This is a genomic window from Streptomyces malaysiensis subsp. samsunensis (genome assembly GCF_024519315.1).
GTDB classification, from domain to species: domain Bacteria; phylum Actinomycetota; class Actinomycetes; order Streptomycetales; family Streptomycetaceae; genus Streptomyces; species Streptomyces malaysiensis.
In genome coordinates, this window is the sequence record NZ_JANIIC010000016.1 from 141,530 (window position 1) to 157,441 (window position 15,912).

Below are 15,912 nucleotides of genomic sequence, written 5' to 3' on the forward strand. Positions count from 1 at the left end.
CCCTCGGTCCGGACGGCTCATAGGGTCCGGACGGTTCGGGACCGCGGGGTTCCGGGGGCGGCGCGGCTCAGGGCGGCAGCAGCCCGCCCTCCACCGAGGCGTTCCTGATCTCCTCGTACAGCGCGCGCAGCGTCTCGCTCACGGCGACCCGTGGCAGATGCAGCCCGTCGAGCGCCTCGGCGTCCACGGGAGCGTGGCTGTCGGTGGCCATGTCGCCCCAGCCCTGACCGGTCAGACAGCGCATCAGGGTGGGATTGAGCCGGTCCACCCCGCGCACCGGACACGCCTCGGGCGTACGGCCCCTCCTCGTACTCCCGCCACAGCGCGAGCAGTTCGGCGCCCAGCGGCGCGGGGAGCGAGGCGAAGCGCGGGGGTTCACCGCCCGCGGCGCCCCGCTCCACCGCGTCCTCGCTCCCCGCGCCGCTCGGCGAGGTCGTGCATCAGGCACAGCTTGAGCATCTTGGTGAGGTCCAGGCGCTGCCCGGCCTCGCGTTCGAACTCGGCGTGCAGTATCCAGCTCACCATCGCCAGGTGCCAGGAGTGCTCCGCGACGCTCTCCTTGCGTTCCGCGGTGGCGTTGTTGGCGCGCTCGATCTCACGGAGGCGGGCGGTGGGGGCTATGAAGTCGAAGAGTCTTCGCCGATCGCCCGCCGCGCCATGCGGGCCGTTCATCTCGCTCATGGCGGTCAGTGTGCCCGCGCCCGGGGGGGTTGTGGGACTCCTGGCGCGGCACGAACAGGCTACGTGTAGGTCACCCTCAGCTCCTTGATCCCGTTCAGCCAGGCCGAGCGCAGCCGCCGGGGCTCACCCGCGAGCCGGATGTCCGGGAGGGTGTCCGCGATGGCCTCGAAGATCAGCCGGATCTCCAGCTCCGCCAGGCTCTTGCCGAGGCAGAAGTGCGGTCCGCCACCGCCGAAGCCGAGATGGGGGTTGGGGTCGCGGGCGATGTCGAAGACCTCGGGGCGGTCGAAGACCTCGGGGTCGTTGTTGGCGGAGGAGTAGAAGACGCCGACCCGCCCGCCCGCCTCGATGCGCTGACCGCCCAGCTCGGTGTCCTGGGTGGCGGTGCGCTGGAACGACATCACGGGGGTGGCCCAGCGCACGATCTCGTCGGCGGCGGTGGCGGGGCGCTCGGCCTTGAACAGCTCCCACTGGTCGGGGTGGGTGAGGAAGGCGTGCATCCCGTGGCTGATGGCGTTGCGCGTGGTCTCGTTGCCGGCGACGGCGAGCAGCAGCACGAAGAAGCCGAACTCGTCGGAGCCCAGATTGCCCTCGTCCTCGGCGGCCACCAGCCGGCTGACGATGTCCTTGGCGGGGCACGCCTTGCGGTCGGCGGCGAGGTTCATGGAGTACGAGATCAGCTCCATGGCCGACTCGGCGCCGATCTCCTCGGTGATGGCCAGCTCCGGATCGTCGTAGGCGACCATCTTGTTGGACCAGTCGAAGATCTTGGTCCGGTCCTGCTGGGGAATGCCGATCAGCTCGGCGATCGCTTGCAGCGGCAGTTCGCAGGCGACATCGGTGACGAAGTCCCCGCTGCCGCTCTCCCTGGCCCCGGCCACGATACGGGTGGCGCGGTCGCGCAGGGCGTCCTCGAGGGCGCGGATGGCGCGCGGGGTGAAACCGCGCTGGACGATCTGGCGGACCCGGGTGTGCTCGGGCGGATCCATATTGAGCATGATCAGCTTCTGGACGTCGATCTGATCGCGCTGGATGTGTTCGTTGAAGCGGATGATCGCGGTGTTGGCGTGGGAGGAGAAGATCTCCGGCCGGGTGGAGACCTCCTTGACGTCGGCATGGCGGGTAATGGCCCAGTAGCCGTCGTCGTCGAACCCGGCGATGCCGTGTGGCTGGGGGATCCAGCACACGGGAGCGGTCTGCCGCAGCCGGGCGAGCTCCGGGAGTGGCACCCGATGCTTGTGGAGGTCGGGGTCGGTGAGGTCAAAGCCTTCGGGGAGCGCTGGACAGGTCATCGGCCACTCCAGATATCTGACGGCCTATCAGAAGTGTCCGCAAGGTAGTAACGGGTTCTACAAGTAGCAAGAGAAAACGCGGCCATTGTTTCGGGGGAATGGTGGAGCCCCAGGTCCGCTCAACCCCTGCACAACCCTTGCGCCCTTGGGTCGGGCCTCAGCAGACTGAGTCGAAGAACTAGAACGCGTACTAGTTCTGGCGCGGGCGCTGCCGGGAGCCCCGCGGATGCGATGAGAGGACGAGACACCCATGGCCGCGGAACCCGTCATCGTCGAAGCCGTACGCACCCCCATCGGCAAGCGCGGAGGCGCGCTCGCCAACCTCCACCCCGCCTATCTGCTCGGCGAGACCTACCGCGAACTCCTCGCCCGTACGGGCATCCAGCCGGACTGCGTCGAGCAGATCGTCGGCGGCACGGTCACCCACGCCGGGGAGCAGTCGATGAACCCCGCGCGCACCGCCTGGCTGACCATGGGGCTGCCCTACGAGACGGCGGCGACGACGGTGGACTGTCAGTGCGGCTCCTCGCAGCAGGCCAACCACATGGTGGCCAACATGGTCGCCACCGGTGTCATCGACATCGGCATCGGCTGCGGGGTCGAGGCCATGTCGCGGGTGCCGCTGGGCAGCGGCTCCAAACACGGACCGGGCAAACCGTTCCCCGAGGAGTGGAACGTGGATCTGCCCAATCAGTTCCAGGCGGCCGAGCGGATCGCCCGCAACCGCGGCCTGACCCGGGAGAACGTGGACGCCCTCGGGCTGATCTCCCAGGAGCGGGCGGCGCGGGCCTGGGCGGAGGAGCGGTTCAAGCGCGAGACCTTCGCGGTGCAGGTGCCCACGACGGAGGAGGAGCAGACCGCCGGAGAGGGCATGTGGCGGGCCGTCGACCGGGACGAGGGGCCGCGCGACACCACCATGGAGGGGCTGGCCGGGCTCAAGCCCATCATGCCGACCGCCGTGCACACCGCGGGCAACTCCTCCCAGATCTCCGACGGCGCGTGTGCGGTGCTCTGGGCCTCCAAGCGGATGGCCCGCGCCCTCAAGCTCCGCCCCCGCGCCCGGATCGTGGCCCAGGCCCTCGTCGGCACCGATCCGCACTTCCATCTGGACGGACCGATCGACGCCACGAAGGCGGTGCTGGGCAAGGCCGGGATGACGCTGAAGGACATCGATCTGATCGAGATCAACGAGGCGTTCGCCTCGGTGGTGCTGTCCTGGGCGCGGGTCTTCGAGCAGGACCTGGCGAAGGTGAACGTCAACGGCGGCGCGATCGCGCTGGGGCACCCCGTGGGGGCCACGGGGGCACGCCTGATCACCACCGCACTGCATGAACTGGAGCGCGCGGACAAGGAATTCGCGCTGATCACCATGTGCGCGGGCGGTGCGCTGGCCACGGGCACGATCATTCAGCGGCTCTAGGGACGGATGACTCAGACCAGTTCGGGCTGAGGTTCCGGCCGCGGCGCCGGTGCGGCCTTCGGTTCCCACAGTCTGGTGGTCCGTACATAGCCGTGGATCACCGAGGCCATCGCCAGAAGGAGAAGCGGTCCGAACAGCCACGGGTATGTGGCCATCTCCATCGGCAGATAGCGATAAGCCACCAGAAGCGCGGCGAAGACCGTCGCGCCATGTGCGACCAATTGGATTCCCGCCCGGTCCCAGCCGTGCGCGAGCGAGCGCAGCGCCGCCTCGACCGTGAGCGCGAACACCACGCCGGCGATGAGATCCACGCCGTAGTGGTAACCGAATCCCAGCGTCGCGCCGAGCGTGGCGATCAGCCAGAACGTGCCCGCGAAGCGCAGAATTCGGGGGCCCCTGCGGGAGTGAATGAAGATCGTGGTGGCCCATGCCGTGTGCAGACTGGGCATGCAGTTGCGCGGGGTGATCTGGTCGAACGGCATCGGATGCGGGGCAATGAGCGCCGGCGCCGTCTCCGGCCATACGTTGGCCACCGCCCAGTGCCCGCCGTCGGCGCCGTAGGCGAAGACCGGTCCGACCACGGGGAAGACCATGTAGATGGCCGGGCCGAGGAGGCCGATCGCCAGGAAGGTGCGCACCAGATGGTGGGCCGGGAAGCGGCGCTCGGCCGCCACGTTGCGCAGCTGGTAGAGCGCGACGACGACCGCGGCCACCGCGAGCTGTATGTAGACGTAGTCGAGAACATGGGCGCCGATCGGGCCGGTGGCCCTGACGAGGCGGCCCACCACCCACGATGGATTGCCCAGTGCGTGATCGGCGGTCGCCACGTACTGGTCGAGCACCGCCGGGCGGGTCTTGGACGTGATGAGCAGCCAGGTATCACCCGTCTTGCGGCCGGCCACCAGCAACAGGGCCAGCCCGACGCCCTTCAGCAGCAGGGCGCGCTCCCGGCCGGTGCGGCGGGTGACGGCGATGACCGCGTAGCCCAGAAGCACCCACAGCGCACCGTTGCCGAAGGGGTGGCCGTCGGTCACCTTTACGTCGGCCGCCCACCGTGTCAGTACGAACGCGAAGTCGATGCCGACCGCGATACCGAACGCGATGAAACGTTCCCGCCAAGTGAGCACCACCATCATCAACGCCATACCGGCGTAGAGGAGGAAGCCTGATTTGGGGGGAAATATCACCTCGCGTGCCTGGTTGGTGATCGGCCCCGGCAGGCCATAGCGGCGGGACGCGATCTCCAGCGCGATGAGGAATCCGAGGGTCGCCACACCTGCCGTGGCCCACAGCATCGCCCGTGGTTGACGCCATGCGGTGAACCTTGTTCTGTGCTTTATTCGCGAAATCACCCGCGATGATATGGGTATCAATTGTTTGGCCGATTTGCTTGGTGTTGGATATGTGGGTCACTTTTTGCACCGGATAGCGAGGCTTTCCGGTGAAAGGCGGGCGATGGGGGCGCTCGTCGTGAGGCCGATCATGTTATCTGAGCGGTGCGGGTGGGGTGGTTTCACTGTTGGGGGGCGGTGGCCAGGAGACTCTTATGGTGTCCGGTGGGCGTTCAGGGGCTCAGGCCGAACTACCGCCGTCGGCCCGGCGGGCGGGAGCCGGGTCCTGGGCGGCGGCCGGAGCTTTGAATGTGACCGGGGTCTCGAAAGTGATGGGGTCCTCGAAGGCGACTGGGGCTTCGAAGGCCGGGGCCTCGAAGGCGACCGGGGCCTCGAAGGCCGCGCGGCGGGTGGCGCGGCGCAGGGCCTTGAGGATGGCGCCGCCGAGAGTGAGCGTGAGCACCATCGTGACCACGGCGCGTGGCAGGTCCCAGCCCAGCGAGGTGGCCAGGCAGTACGCCACGAAGCGGGCGAGGTTCTCGTCGAGCGGATCGCCCGGGACGTAGGAGATCCCCGAGGCCATGCCCTGCATCAGGGTCCAGCCCTGGAGGTTCATGACCGTTCCGTAGGCCACGGACGCCACCGCCCCGTACCCGGCGAGCAGCAGCGTCTCCGCCCGGCCGCGCAGCCGGGCGGCGCCCGGCAGCAGCCCCGCGCCCATCGCCACCCAGCCCATGGCCAGCATCTGGAACGGCATCCACGGCCCCACCCCGCCGGTGAGCAGCGCGGACGCGAACATCGACACGGCGCCGAGGACGAAGCCGAAACCGGGGCCCAGCACCCGCCCCGACAGCACCATCAGAAAGAACATCGGCTCGATCCCGGCCGTCCCCGCGCCCAGCGGCCGCAGGGCCGCCCCCGCCGATCGACGCCACGAAGGCCGTGCTGGGCAAGGCCGGGATGACGCTGAAGGACATCGACTTGATCGAGATCAACGAGGCGTTCGCCTCGGTGGTGCTGTCCTGGGCGCGGGTCTTCGAGCAGGACCTGGCGAAGGTGAACGTCAACGGCGGCGCGATCGCGCTGGGGCACCCCGTGGGAGCCACGGGGGCACGCCTGATCACCTCGGCGCTGCATGAACTGGAGCGCGTGGACAAGGAGTTCGCGCTCATCACGATGTGCGCGGGCGGGGCGCTGGCCACGGGGACGATCATTCAGCGGCTGTAGGGGGGCGGTCAGGCTGCCGTCGCGGCCGGGGCCTTGACCGTCCCCGACGTCCGCCCGGCGGGCGCGGGTCTTCGGGAGCGTGCCCGGTGTCGCCGGGCACGCGAAAGGTGAGAACCCTATGCGGAGATCGCACCTGTACGGGCCGCGAACTCCCGCACCCCGGGCACGCGGGCCGACGCGTACAGCAGGTCAGTGGTCAGCGCCTGTAGCGCCGGCCGCCGCACCTCCTGCGGCGCCTCCTGCTCGACATGCCGCAGTGCTGCGAAGGTCTGCCGACCATCTCGGAGGGCGTGCCACATGCGGGCGGTGTCGGTCCAGGCGCGAGCCCGCCGCTCCGGCGTCGGCATGCCGTCGATGTTGATCCGCCGCGCCACGCTCACCCCCTCATCTGGGGTGCCGAGCGCGTTGAGGACGCCAATGCGGTAGACGTCGACCTGCGTGCGCGTCGCATCGACGGTGAACAGCCCAGACGGTGTCGCCTCGCGGCGGGCGGTCTCCTCCTCGGCTGCGTCGAGGAGGTCCAGCGCGGTCGTGCGGTCCCCGCCTGTCGCCGCGCTGTACGCCGCGGTGAGCATGAGCGTCGTACGGACCGCCCCCGTCTGCTCCTGCCCGGCGTCGAGGTCTCCGGCCTCTCGAGTGAGGAGCCGCACGGCGGAGGGGCAGTTCCCCGAGCGGCGCATGGTGATCGCCAGCACGCGGGATGCCTCCCCTACCGGAACCGGGTGACCGGACGCGCGGGCTGCGGTGAGAGCGCGGTCGGCGGCGGCCCATGCCGCGTCGGAGTGCTGCTTGAGTGCGAGCTCCGCGGCGAGGACGTAGGAGCGGGCGAGGACAAGGCTCGCCTTCTCCCGCTCGTGTCCGGTCGCCTCTTCCCGCGTCGCGGAGGCGGCGGCGAGCAGGCCGGGAAGGGCGCGGCCGAGGGCGTTGTACCGGGCGGCGCGGAAGTCCGCCCGCGCGCTTGCCGTCTTCTGCACCAGCCGCGCCAGCGGCACCGGCGAGGCGGAGGGGAGCCGGAAGAGAAAGTCCTCAAGAGGCGCGGCCGGGTCGCCCCCGGCGGATGCGGCACTGGCCGCAGGGGCGCCGAGAGCAGCCGTTGCGCCGGCCGCCAACGCCCCGGTGAGCAGGTTCCTACGACGCACCGCATCCTCCTCGTCCGCTGGACTCCTCACCGTATCGACCGTGGCCGGGCCGGGAACAGGAGTCCCGGTCAGCCTGTCGGGCGGGATACCGAGGAACGCGGCGAACGCACGGAGCCGGTTGTACTCCAGCCGCATGCGGCCGGCCTCGATCCGGGAGACGGCGGAGGCGGAGTAGCCGACTGCCTCCCCGACCTGGGCCTGCGTGAGCCGTGCACGGCACCGCGCGCCACGGAGCTCCGCCCCGATCTCTCGCGCGGGTCTGGTGACGTCCATAGGCGCCTCCTACGGAACGGCTGGGGGTCGACGGTAGCGCCAACGTCCGGGCGTGGGGAGGGCGTACGGATGCACGCCGTATGCGGACTTCGCACACCGTGTGCGGGCGGGTGTCGGTGACCTCCCGCCCCCTGGTAGCGGGCCCGCATGGTGAGTCCACGCCCGGCCGATCGGCCGGGGAGCTCCCGACGGCGCGGCTGGGGCTGTGCCGTCACCTTCCCCCAGGGAGGCATCCATGGAACACGTGCTCGTGACCGGTGGGGCGGGCTTTATCGGCTCCCACTTCGTCAAGCGCATCCTCGCAGCGGAGGACGTCGCGTCGGTGACCGTCCTCGACGCTCTCACGTACGCCGGCCACATCGAGAACCTGGGGACAGCATTCCTCAGCCCGAAGCTGACATTCGTTCACGGCAACATCCTCGACGCCGAACTCGTGGACGGCCTGATGGCCAAGCACGCTGCGGTCGTGCACTTCGCCGCGGAGTCCCACGTCGACCGCTCGTTCTTCGCCGCCGCCGCGTTCCTGGAGACGAACGTCCTCGGCACGCAGACCCTCCTCGACGCCGCGATGCGGCACGAGGTGCACAAGTTCGTGCACGTCTCGACGGACGAGGTCTACGGCCCGCTCCTGGAAGGCACGGCCACCGAGGACTTCCCGATCCGCCCGTCCGTCCCCTACGCCGCGTCGAAAGCCGCGAGCGACCTCATCGCCCTCTCGTACTGGCAGACCTACGGGGTGCCGGTGTGCGTGACACGGTCCTCGAACAACTACGGCCCCTACCAGCACCCTGAGAAGATCATCCCCCTGTTCGTCACCCGGCTCCTGCGCGGGGAGCCGGTCACCCTCCACGGCCGGGGTGAGCACGTCCGAAACTGGCTCCACGTCGAAGACAACTGCGCCGGGATCGAGGCCGTCCTCCGCGGCGGCACGCCGGGCGAGGTCTACAACCTCGGCGGCGGTACGGACCTGACTGGCCGGGAGCTCACCGAGTACCTGCTGCGCATCTGCGGCGCCACCTGGGAGGCGGTGACCCACGTCCCCGACCGGCCCGCGAATGACCTGCGGTACTCGATCGACTGGTCAAAGGCATCCGCCCAGCTCGGGTACCGGCCTGGGCGGGATCTTGAGGACGGTCTGACCGAGGCCGTCGACTGGTACCGCCGCAACCCCGGCCGGTGGGCGCCGCTGATGCGGAACCCGCAGGCCGCGCCTCCGCCCGAGCGCCGCGCCGTGCCCGCCGCTCCGGCCGGGCGGTGACCGGTGGTGGCGAAGCGCATCCTCGTGACCGGTGCCGGTGGCGCCCCCGGCTTCGACCTCGCCCGGTCCCTCCAGCGGCTCGGCTGCAAAGTCCTCGCGGCCGACGCGGACCCATACGCGGCCGGGCTCCTCCTCCCGGAGGTCACCGCGCACGTCCTCCCGCCAGCGGCGGACGCCGCCTACCGCGCAGCCGTGCTCCGGCTGTGCGCGCAGGCCCGCCCGGACGCCATCCTCTCGACCGTCGAGCGGGAGCTCCCGCAGCTCATCGGCCTCCGCCGACCCCTGACGGACCTGGGCGTCATCACCTGGCTCCCGACCCGGGAAGCGGTCACGGCGTGCGGCGACAAGGCCCGGTTTGCCGCGGTGCTCGCCGAGCACGGGGTGCCGACACCGCGCACCGTCCTCCCGGACGATCTCGACCGCGCGCCGGACGGCCTCCTCGTCATCAAGCCGCGGCATGGGCAGGGCGCGAAGGACGTGCACGTGTGCCGGACGCGGGAGCAGGCCCGTGTGCTGTGCGAGCTCGTCCCGGCGGCGATCGTGCAGGAGCACGTCAGCGGGCGGGAGTTCACCGCGGACTGCCTCGTGGACCGCGCTGGCCGGGCCTCGGTGATCCTTCGTTACCGGCTCCTGGTCAAGGGCGGGCTCGCCGTCGTGAGCCGCACGTTCACCGACGCCGAGGCGGCCGAGCGCGTCCGTACCACGCTCACCGCGACCGGGATTACCGGGGCCTGCTGCGTCCAGGGCTTCATCCGCGACGAGGAGGGCCTGGGCCGGATCGTCATCACGGAGGCGAACGCCCGGGTGGCCGGAGGCTTCCCTGCCTCCGTCGCGGCCGGCGCGGACTATGTCGGACAATACCTCCGCGGCCTCTTCCGCCAGGACATCCACCATGACCGGCTCACGTACAAGCCGGACGTCACTCTCACGCGCTACGTCGAGACGCTGACCACCAGCGAGGGAACGGCCCGATGACCCGCACCGAATCCCCGGACATCGCGCACATCGCGCGCCCGTACCTCTACGGCGGCGAGGAGGCCGCCATCGCCTCGGCGTTGAGCGCAGGGCAGTACAACCACGGCGCGCTCACGGAAGAGTTCGAGCAGCGCATCGCAGCCTTCCTCGGCGTTCCGGACGTCGTCGCGGTTGCCTCGGGCACGGCCGCCCTCCACGTCGCCCTGCTCGCCGCTGGCGTCGGCCCCGGGCACGAAGTGCTCGTTCCGTCATTCACGTTCTGCGCGACCGTTCAGGCAATCGTCGCGACGGGGGCCCGGCCGCGGTTCATCGAGGTCGACCCCGGCACGTGCTGCGTCGAGGCCGCCGAGGTCCTGGGCGCCCTCACGCCGGACACCCGCGCTGTGATGCCGGTCCTCTACGGGGGCCGGGCCGTCGACCTCGCCCCGGCCCGGCCCGCCCTGGACGAGCAGGGCGTGACCGTGGTCGAGGACGCGGCGCAGGCGTTCGGCTCCTGGCAGCAGGAGCGCCGGGTCGGCGCGACCGGCGAAGTGACGTGCTTCTCCTTTGGCCCGGTCAAGAACCTCACGTGCGGGCTCGGCGGCGCGATCGTGCCCCGCACGCCGATGGAGGCCGACACCTACCGACAGCTCCGCGGTCTCGGCATCATCGAGTCTGCGGCCCGCCGGGCGGAGACGACGACGTACACGGTTGACGGCTTCGGGATGCGCGTGCAGATGTCGCCGCTCAACGCCGCGGTGGGCCTCGTGCAACTCGACCACTTCGCGGAGGCGGAGACCCGGCGCCGCGCGCTGTGGCGCGCCTACGCCGCTGCCCTCGATGGGGTCGGCGGCGTCGTCCTGGTCGACGCCGACGTTGAACACACCGTGCCGCCGATGTGCGCCGTCCGCGTCCTCGACGGCCGACGCGATGAGGTGTTCCGCGCGCTACGGAAGCGCGGCATCGGTGTTGGCGTGCACTACCCGCCGAACCACACGCAGCCGGCCTTCGCCCAGTGGCACCGGCCGCTGCCGCTCACCGAGCGCCTTGGCCGGGAGGTCATGACGTTGCCGTTCCACCAGCACCTCACGGAGGCGGACGCTCGGCACGCCGCCGACGAGCTCCGGCAGGTCCTCGCGGCGGGGGCCGGCCGATGAGCGCCGCCCGGCCGATGAGCGCCGCCCGGCCGCGGCGGCTGCTCACGGTGTGCCTCGGGAACCACTGCCGCTCACCGCTCGCCGCGCTCATCCTCGCCGAGCTCGGTGGTCCCGCCGTTGACGTGCGGTCGGCCGGCACCCGGGACAAGTGGGTCGGGAAGCCCGCGCACGGGCAGATGGTGACCGCCGCGGCGGCGGCTGGCTACGACCTCACCGCCCACCGCGGCGTGCACCTCACCCCCGGCCTACTGGACTGGGCGGACACCGTCCTCGCCATGGACGGTGCCAACCTCACCGCCCTCCGCACCCTGGCCGACGAGGCGACCGCGCCGAAGCTCGGCCTCTACCTCGGAGACCGGGACGTCCCCGACCCCTGGGACAAGGAGCCGGAGGTCTTCGCCAACGTCGTCCGACTCATCGAGGGCGGCGCCCCTCGGCACCTCCCGTAGACCCGGCCCCGGCCAGTCACCCGCCGGACGCGGCGGACAGGATCACGTCCACGAGCCTGTCCGCCGCATCCGGCCGTCCGTGTGCCCGGGCCGCCTCCGCCATCCCGACGCGCCGCGCCGGGTCGGTCAGGAGCGGTCCGAGGGCGTTCTGCAGCCGGTCCGCGGTGACGTCGCCGGTGAGCGCGACGGCGGCGCCGGTGTCCTCGAGGTGCCGGGCGTTGTGCGCCTGCTCATTCCCCGCCGAGGAGGCGAGCGGCACAAAGATCGCGGGCTTGCCGAGGGCGGTGAGCTCGGCGAGGGTGCCGGCGCCGCTGCGGGAGACCACGACGTCGGCGAGCGCCAGGACGTCAGGGAGTTCCGGGCCAACGAACCCGGTGAGGTAGTACCGGCCGGTGAGGTGCGGCGGGAGACCGGCCGCGGTCGTGCGCAGGGCCTCGACGTTCGTCGGCCCGCACTGGTGAATGATGTTGGCCCGTTCCAGGAGCCACGGGAGGGCGTCCCGCACGACGGTGTTGATCTGTTGCGCGCCCTGGGCGCCGCCGGTGACGTAGAGCGTTGGGAGCCGCCGGTCGAAGCCGACCAACCCGAGCCCGGCGATCGCCTTCTCCGCGTGGCCGGCCAACATTTCCGGGCGGACCGGGTTCCCGGTGACGACGGCCGCGGACCGTACGGCCTCTGGGAGGAGGGGGAGCGTCGACTCCGACGACACGGCGATCCGCGCCGCCGAACCGGCCAGCTTCCTGTTCGCCAGACCGAGCCGCACGGTCTGCTCATGCAGCACCAGCGGACGCTTGCACATCCGCGCCGCCAGCCCGGCCGGGACGGCGACGTACCCGCCGGTCGCGAGGACGACGTCCGGCCGGAAGTCCGACACGATCTTGCGGGCCTGAGCGACACCGAGCGGTACCCGCGCCATGTCCTTGACATTCGCCGGGCTGATCATCTTGAGCGGGTTCGCGGACCGGCGGATCTTGCCCGTCGCGACCGTTTTGAAGGCGATGCCCTCGGCCGGGGCGACGCGTGCCTCCAGCCCGTCAGGCGTGCCGATCCAGAGGACATCGAGCGCGCGGCCCTCGGCTGCCAGCCGGGCCTGCAACGCCCGAACCGCAGTCAAGGCAGGGTAGGTGTGGCCGCCGGTACCTCCGCCCGTGACGATGAGGCGGAAGGTACTCGACAGACGGGAAGCAGGTTCGTTCACCCCGCGCACCCTACTGGCTCGACCGCAGCCCGGAGGACGATTCCAGCCGCGCCCCGCCATCGGCGAGAGTGTGGCTATGGTCGAGCGCTGATCGACCGGAATCCTGGGGTTGGATTTCGGCGGTAACGATTCCTCGGCGGTGCCCCTTGGGGCGCCGCCGTTTTCGTATGCCTGGAATCGTCAATCCACTTCGGGAACGCGGCCCGCGCCACCCGCACCGTCTCCGCCGGGACATCCCCCGGCCCCTTCGGCTGCATAGACATCGACACCCACCCCATACGACAACGTCGGCTCCCAAGACCACAACCGGGTCTTGGGAGCCGACGTCACACACGGGCCCGAATAAACCAACAGCGTCCGGACAACGCGCCGGGCCCGTCCGGTTACCTGTCCTCGAAGGCGACCGGGGCCTCGAAGGCCGCGCGGCGGGTGGCGCGGCGCAGGGCCTTGAGGATGGCGCCGCCGAGAGTGAGCGTGAGCACCATCGTGACCACGGCGCGTGGCAGGTCCCAGCCCAGCGAGGTGGCCAGGCAGTACGCCACGAAGCGGGCGAGGTTCTCGTCGAGCGGATCGCCCGGGACGTAGGAGATCCCCGAGGCCATGCCCTGCATCAGGGTCCAGCCCTGGAGGTTCATGACCGTTCCGTAGGCCACGGACGCCACCGCCCCGTACCCGGCGAGCAGCAGCGTCTCCGCCCGGCCGCGCAGCCGGGCGGCGCCCGGCAGCAGCCCCGCGCCCATCGCCACCCAGCCCATGGCCAGCATCTGGAACGGCATCCACGGCCCCACCCCGCCGGTGAGCAGCGCGGACGCGAACATCGACACGGCGCCGAGGACGAAGCCGAAACCGGGGCCCAGCACCCGCCCCGACAGCACCATCAGAAAGAACATCGGCTCGATCCCGGCCGTCCCCGCGCCCAGCGGCCGCAGGGCCGCCCCCGCCGCCGCCAGTACCCCGAGCATCGCGACGGCCTTGGCGTCCAGACCGGTGTCCGCGATGGTCGCCACGACCACGGCCAGCAGCAGCGGAAGCAGCGCGGCGAACAGCCAGGGGGCGTCGGCGGCGTGGGTGGTGATCCCGGAGTCGCCCGGTGCGAAGAGCGGCCAGCCGAAGGCGACGGCACCGATGGCGGAGACGAGCACGAGCGCCGCCACCGAGCGCGGGCCGAGACGCACGGCACGGATGCGGCCACGGCCGCCGGGCGCCGTTGAGGTCGGTTTGCGTTGTGTCCGGGGTGTTGCGCCTTGTGCCTGGGGTGGTTCGGCCTGTGTCTGGGGCGGCTCGCTCTCGGCCCGGCGTGGTTCGCCCCCGGCCCGGCGTGGCTCGTTCTCCGTCCGGCGTGGCTTGTCGCTCAGGGGGCGCCCGGTCACGGCGCCTCCTCCAGCGCCTCGCGTACTTGCGGCACGGTCAGCCATGGCAGTGGCGCCAGGACCTTGGCCACCTGTGGGGCGAAGGCGGGGGAGGACACCACCACCTCGGCCGTGGGCCCGTCCGCGACCACCTCGCCCTCGGCCAGGATGACGACACGATGGGCGATCTCGGCCGCCAGCTCCACATCGTGGGTGGCCAGCACGATCGCATGGCCGTCCGCCGCCAGCCCACGCACCACCTCCACCAGGCGCGCCTTCGCCGCGTAGTCGAGCCCGCGCGTCGGCTCGTCGAGCAGCAGCAGCGGCGGGCGCGCGGTGAGGATGACGGACAGGGCCAGCGCCAGCCGCTGTCCCTCCGACAGATCGCGCGGATGCGCGGTGTCCGCCACCTCCGCCACCTCCGGCAGCAGTCGGCCGACCAGCTCACGGCAGGTGCCGGGCGCCGCGGCCGCGTCCTGGTCGGCCGCCGCGCATTCGGCGGCGACCGTGTCCGCGTAGAGCAGATCGCGCGGCTCCTGCGGTACGAGGCCCACCTGGCGCAGCAGTTCGGCGGGGCGGGTGCGGTGCGGTACGACCCGGCTCGGGCCGACCCGTACCGACCCCGAGGCCGGTTCGTGCAGTCCGACCAGGCTCGCCAGCAGCGTGGACTTGCCCGCCCCGTTGCGTCCCATCAGCGCCACCGTCTCGCCCGGCCGCACCGACAGCTGCACCCCGCGCAACGCCTCCACCCGGCCGTGGCGGACCGAAAGCCGCGCCACCTCGGCCACCGGCTCGCCCGGCGGCGGATCGGCCACCGGCCGCGGGGCGAGCTGTGCGAGCCGTTCCCGCAGCGCGCCCGCCTTACGGCGTGCGTCCCGTATGGACAACGGCACCGGCGACGGCCACCCCGCCAGCCCGCCCAGCGCCACCACGGGCGGCTGGACGGGCGACACCGGCAGCAGCTCGGCCGGTGCGCCGGTCAGCGGGGCGGCGTCGGGGGAGGGCAGCAGGATCATCTGGTCCGCGTACTGCGCCACCCGCTCCAGGCGGTGCTCGGCCATCAGCACGGTGGTGCCCAGGTCGTGCACCAGCCGCTGGAGGACCGCCAGCACCTCCTCGGCCGCGGCCGGGTCGAGCGCGGAGGTCGGCTCGTCCAGGACCAGGACGCGGGGGTGGGTGGTGAGCACCGAACCGATCGCCACGCGCTGCCGCTGCCCACCCGAGAGCGTGGCGATGGGACGGTCCCGCAGCTCGGCGAGGCCCAGCAGGTCAAGCGTCTCCTCGACCCGGCGGCGCATGGTGTCCGGGGCGATGCCGAGGGACTCCATGCCGTAGGCCAGCTCGTCCTCGACGGTGTCGGTGACGAAGTGCGCGAGCGGATCCTGGCCCACGGTGCCGACGACGTCGGCCAGTTCACGCGGCTTGTGGGTACGGGTGTCCCGGCCCGCGACGGTGACGCGGCCGCGCAGGGTGCCGCCGGTGAAATGCGGTACGAGACCGGAGACGGCGCCCAGGAGTGTCGACTTGCCGACCCCGGACGGCCCGACCAGCAGACACAGCTCCCCCTCGGGAACGGTCAGGTCCACCCCCGCCAGGGCGGGCCGCGCCGCCCCTTCGTAGTGGACCGACACCTGCTCGAACCGGATCACTGCGTGGCCTCCTCGGGCCCCGCCTCGGCTCGCGCGCTCCCGCGCTCGCCACCGGGCGAGGTGTGTGCGGTGGGGTGGTTGTCGGGGTCATCCGCCGGGCGCGAGTCGGGCGGCGCATCGGAGCGCGGGCCGCACCGCCGACCCCGCCCTCGGGCCGGTCCGGCAGGGGCTTCGTCCGCCGGAAGCGGTTCGCGGGACGTGGTCGGCTGCGGGTCGGGGTGCGGTTTCGTCGTCGTGTTGCCGGGCCGTGGGTGTGGGTCGGGGGCCGGTTGGGTCGGGCGGCGCTGGTTGCGCACTACCCGGGCCGGAGCGGCGGGGAGCTCGTTCGGCGGAGGTGGTTCGCGGGTCGGTGCCGAAGGCGAAAGCGGGGCCGGGGCCGCGAGGGACGGGAGGAGGCCCAGCAGGACTCCCGCCGCCGGCCACAACGGCAGGGTCGGGGCCGTGAGGGGGACGACGGACGGCTGGAGGGCCTGCGGGGCGGCGGTCGCCGCCCCGCACCCCGGGGCCGGGGGCGCCCCCCCCGGGCCCGCCCCCC

13 protein-coding genes and 2 pseudogenes are annotated in these 15,912 nt (G+C 71.8%); 6 read left to right on the top strand and 9 right to left on the bottom strand.

Annotation, left to right across the window (positions count from 1 at the left end; all coding sequences use genetic code 11):
- Positions 1-67: 67 nt before the first annotated feature.
- From NQU54_RS16400 to NQU54_RS16410, 3 genes are all read right to left on the bottom strand, one after another.
- On the bottom strand, positions 68-277 hold the full coding sequence (locus NQU54_RS16400) for a hypothetical protein (protein ID WP_257631707.1): 210 nt from the start codon (positions 275-277) through the stop codon (positions 68-70).
- Between the two features lie 98 nt (positions 278-375).
- Complete coding sequence (locus tag NQU54_RS16405) at positions 376-681, bottom strand: HD domain-containing protein (protein ID WP_257631708.1); 306 nt, start codon at positions 679-681, stop codon at positions 376-378.
- Positions 682-740: 59 nt separating this feature from the next.
- A complete protein-coding gene (locus tag NQU54_RS16410) occupies positions 741-1,973 on the bottom strand; it encodes a cytochrome P450 (protein ID WP_257631709.1) in 1,233 nt (410 codons plus the stop codon).
- A gap of 250 nt (positions 1,974-2,223) precedes the next feature.
- On the opposite strand from NQU54_RS16410, the gene NQU54_RS16415 reads away from it, so the two are divergent.
- Positions 2,224-3,393 (top strand): steroid 3-ketoacyl-CoA thiolase, encoded by a 1,170-nt coding sequence (locus NQU54_RS16415; protein ID WP_079257417.1) that lies wholly within the window; start codon positions 2,224-2,226, stop codon positions 3,391-3,393.
- Positions 3,394-3,404: 11 nt separating this feature from the next.
- Here the strand turns inward: NQU54_RS16415 and NQU54_RS16420 are convergent, their stop codons facing one another.
- Positions 3,405-4,688 (bottom strand): phosphatase PAP2 family protein, encoded by a 1,284-nt coding sequence (locus tag NQU54_RS16420; RefSeq protein ID WP_257631710.1) that lies wholly within the window; start codon positions 4,686-4,688, stop codon positions 3,405-3,407.
- 277 nt (positions 4,689-4,965) lie between these two features.
- Positions 4,966-5,649, bottom strand: a pseudogene (locus tag NQU54_RS16425) (ECF transporter S component); the annotation flags it as partial.
- Between NQU54_RS16425 and NQU54_RS16430 the strand changes: the two are divergent.
- Positions 5,646-5,951: pseudogene (locus NQU54_RS16430) on the top strand (steroid 3-ketoacyl-CoA thiolase); the annotation flags it as partial. The pseudogenes NQU54_RS16425 and NQU54_RS16430 sit on opposite strands and share 4 nt — an antisense overlap.
- Before the next feature lie 116 nt (positions 5,952-6,067).
- On the opposite strand, the gene NQU54_RS16435 reads toward NQU54_RS16430, so the two are convergent.
- Positions 6,068-7,363: a helix-turn-helix domain-containing protein gene (locus NQU54_RS16435; RefSeq protein WP_257631711.1), complete on the bottom strand. Its 1,296-nt coding sequence runs from the start codon at positions 7,361-7,363 to the stop codon at positions 6,068-6,070.
- A gap of 235 nt (positions 7,364-7,598) precedes the next feature.
- On the opposite strand from NQU54_RS16435, the gene rfbB reads away from it, so the two are divergent.
- Genes rfbB through NQU54_RS16455 form a run of 4 tightly spaced genes read left to right on the top strand, consistent with a single transcriptional unit; the run spans position 7,599 to position 11,181 of the window.
- Complete coding sequence (gene rfbB / locus NQU54_RS16440; RefSeq protein ID WP_257631712.1) at positions 7,599-8,621, top strand: dTDP-glucose 4,6-dehydratase; 1,023 nt, start codon at positions 7,599-7,601, stop codon at positions 8,619-8,621.
- A 6-nt stretch (positions 8,622-8,627) separates the two neighbouring features.
- Positions 8,628-9,596, top strand: a complete 969-nt coding sequence (locus tag NQU54_RS16445; protein ID WP_257631713.1) for an ATP-grasp domain-containing protein — start codon at positions 8,628-8,630, stop codon at positions 9,594-9,596.
- Complete coding sequence (locus NQU54_RS16450; protein ID WP_257631714.1) at positions 9,593-10,732, top strand: DegT/DnrJ/EryC1/StrS family aminotransferase; 1,140 nt, start codon at positions 9,593-9,595, stop codon at positions 10,730-10,732. The genes NQU54_RS16445 and NQU54_RS16450 overlap by 4 nt, the downstream gene beginning before the upstream one ends.
- On the top strand, positions 10,729-11,181 hold the full coding sequence (locus NQU54_RS16455) for an arsenate reductase/protein-tyrosine-phosphatase family protein (RefSeq protein ID WP_257631715.1): 453 nt from the start codon (positions 10,729-10,731) through the stop codon (positions 11,179-11,181). The genes NQU54_RS16450 and NQU54_RS16455 overlap by 4 nt, the downstream gene beginning before the upstream one ends.
- A 16-nt stretch (positions 11,182-11,197) precedes the next feature.
- Here the strand turns inward: NQU54_RS16455 and NQU54_RS16460 are convergent, their stop codons facing one another.
- From NQU54_RS16460 to NQU54_RS16470, 3 genes are all read right to left on the bottom strand, one after another.
- Positions 11,198-12,439 (bottom strand): UDP-N-acetylglucosamine--N-acetylmuramyl-(pentapeptide) pyrophosphoryl-undecaprenol N-acetylglucosamine transferase, encoded by a 1,242-nt coding sequence (locus NQU54_RS16460; protein ID WP_372505897.1) that lies wholly within the window; start codon positions 12,437-12,439, stop codon positions 11,198-11,200.
- A 323-nt stretch (positions 12,440-12,762) separates the two neighbouring features.
- Positions 12,763-13,563: an ECF transporter S component gene (locus NQU54_RS16465; protein WP_257631724.1), complete on the bottom strand. Its 801-nt coding sequence runs from the start codon at positions 13,561-13,563 to the stop codon at positions 12,763-12,765.
- 182 nt (positions 13,564-13,745) lie between these two features.
- On the bottom strand, positions 13,746-15,377 hold the full coding sequence (locus NQU54_RS16470; protein WP_257631716.1) for an ABC transporter ATP-binding protein: 1,632 nt from the start codon (positions 15,375-15,377) through the stop codon (positions 13,746-13,748).
- Between the last annotated feature and the right edge of the window lie 535 nt (positions 15,378-15,912).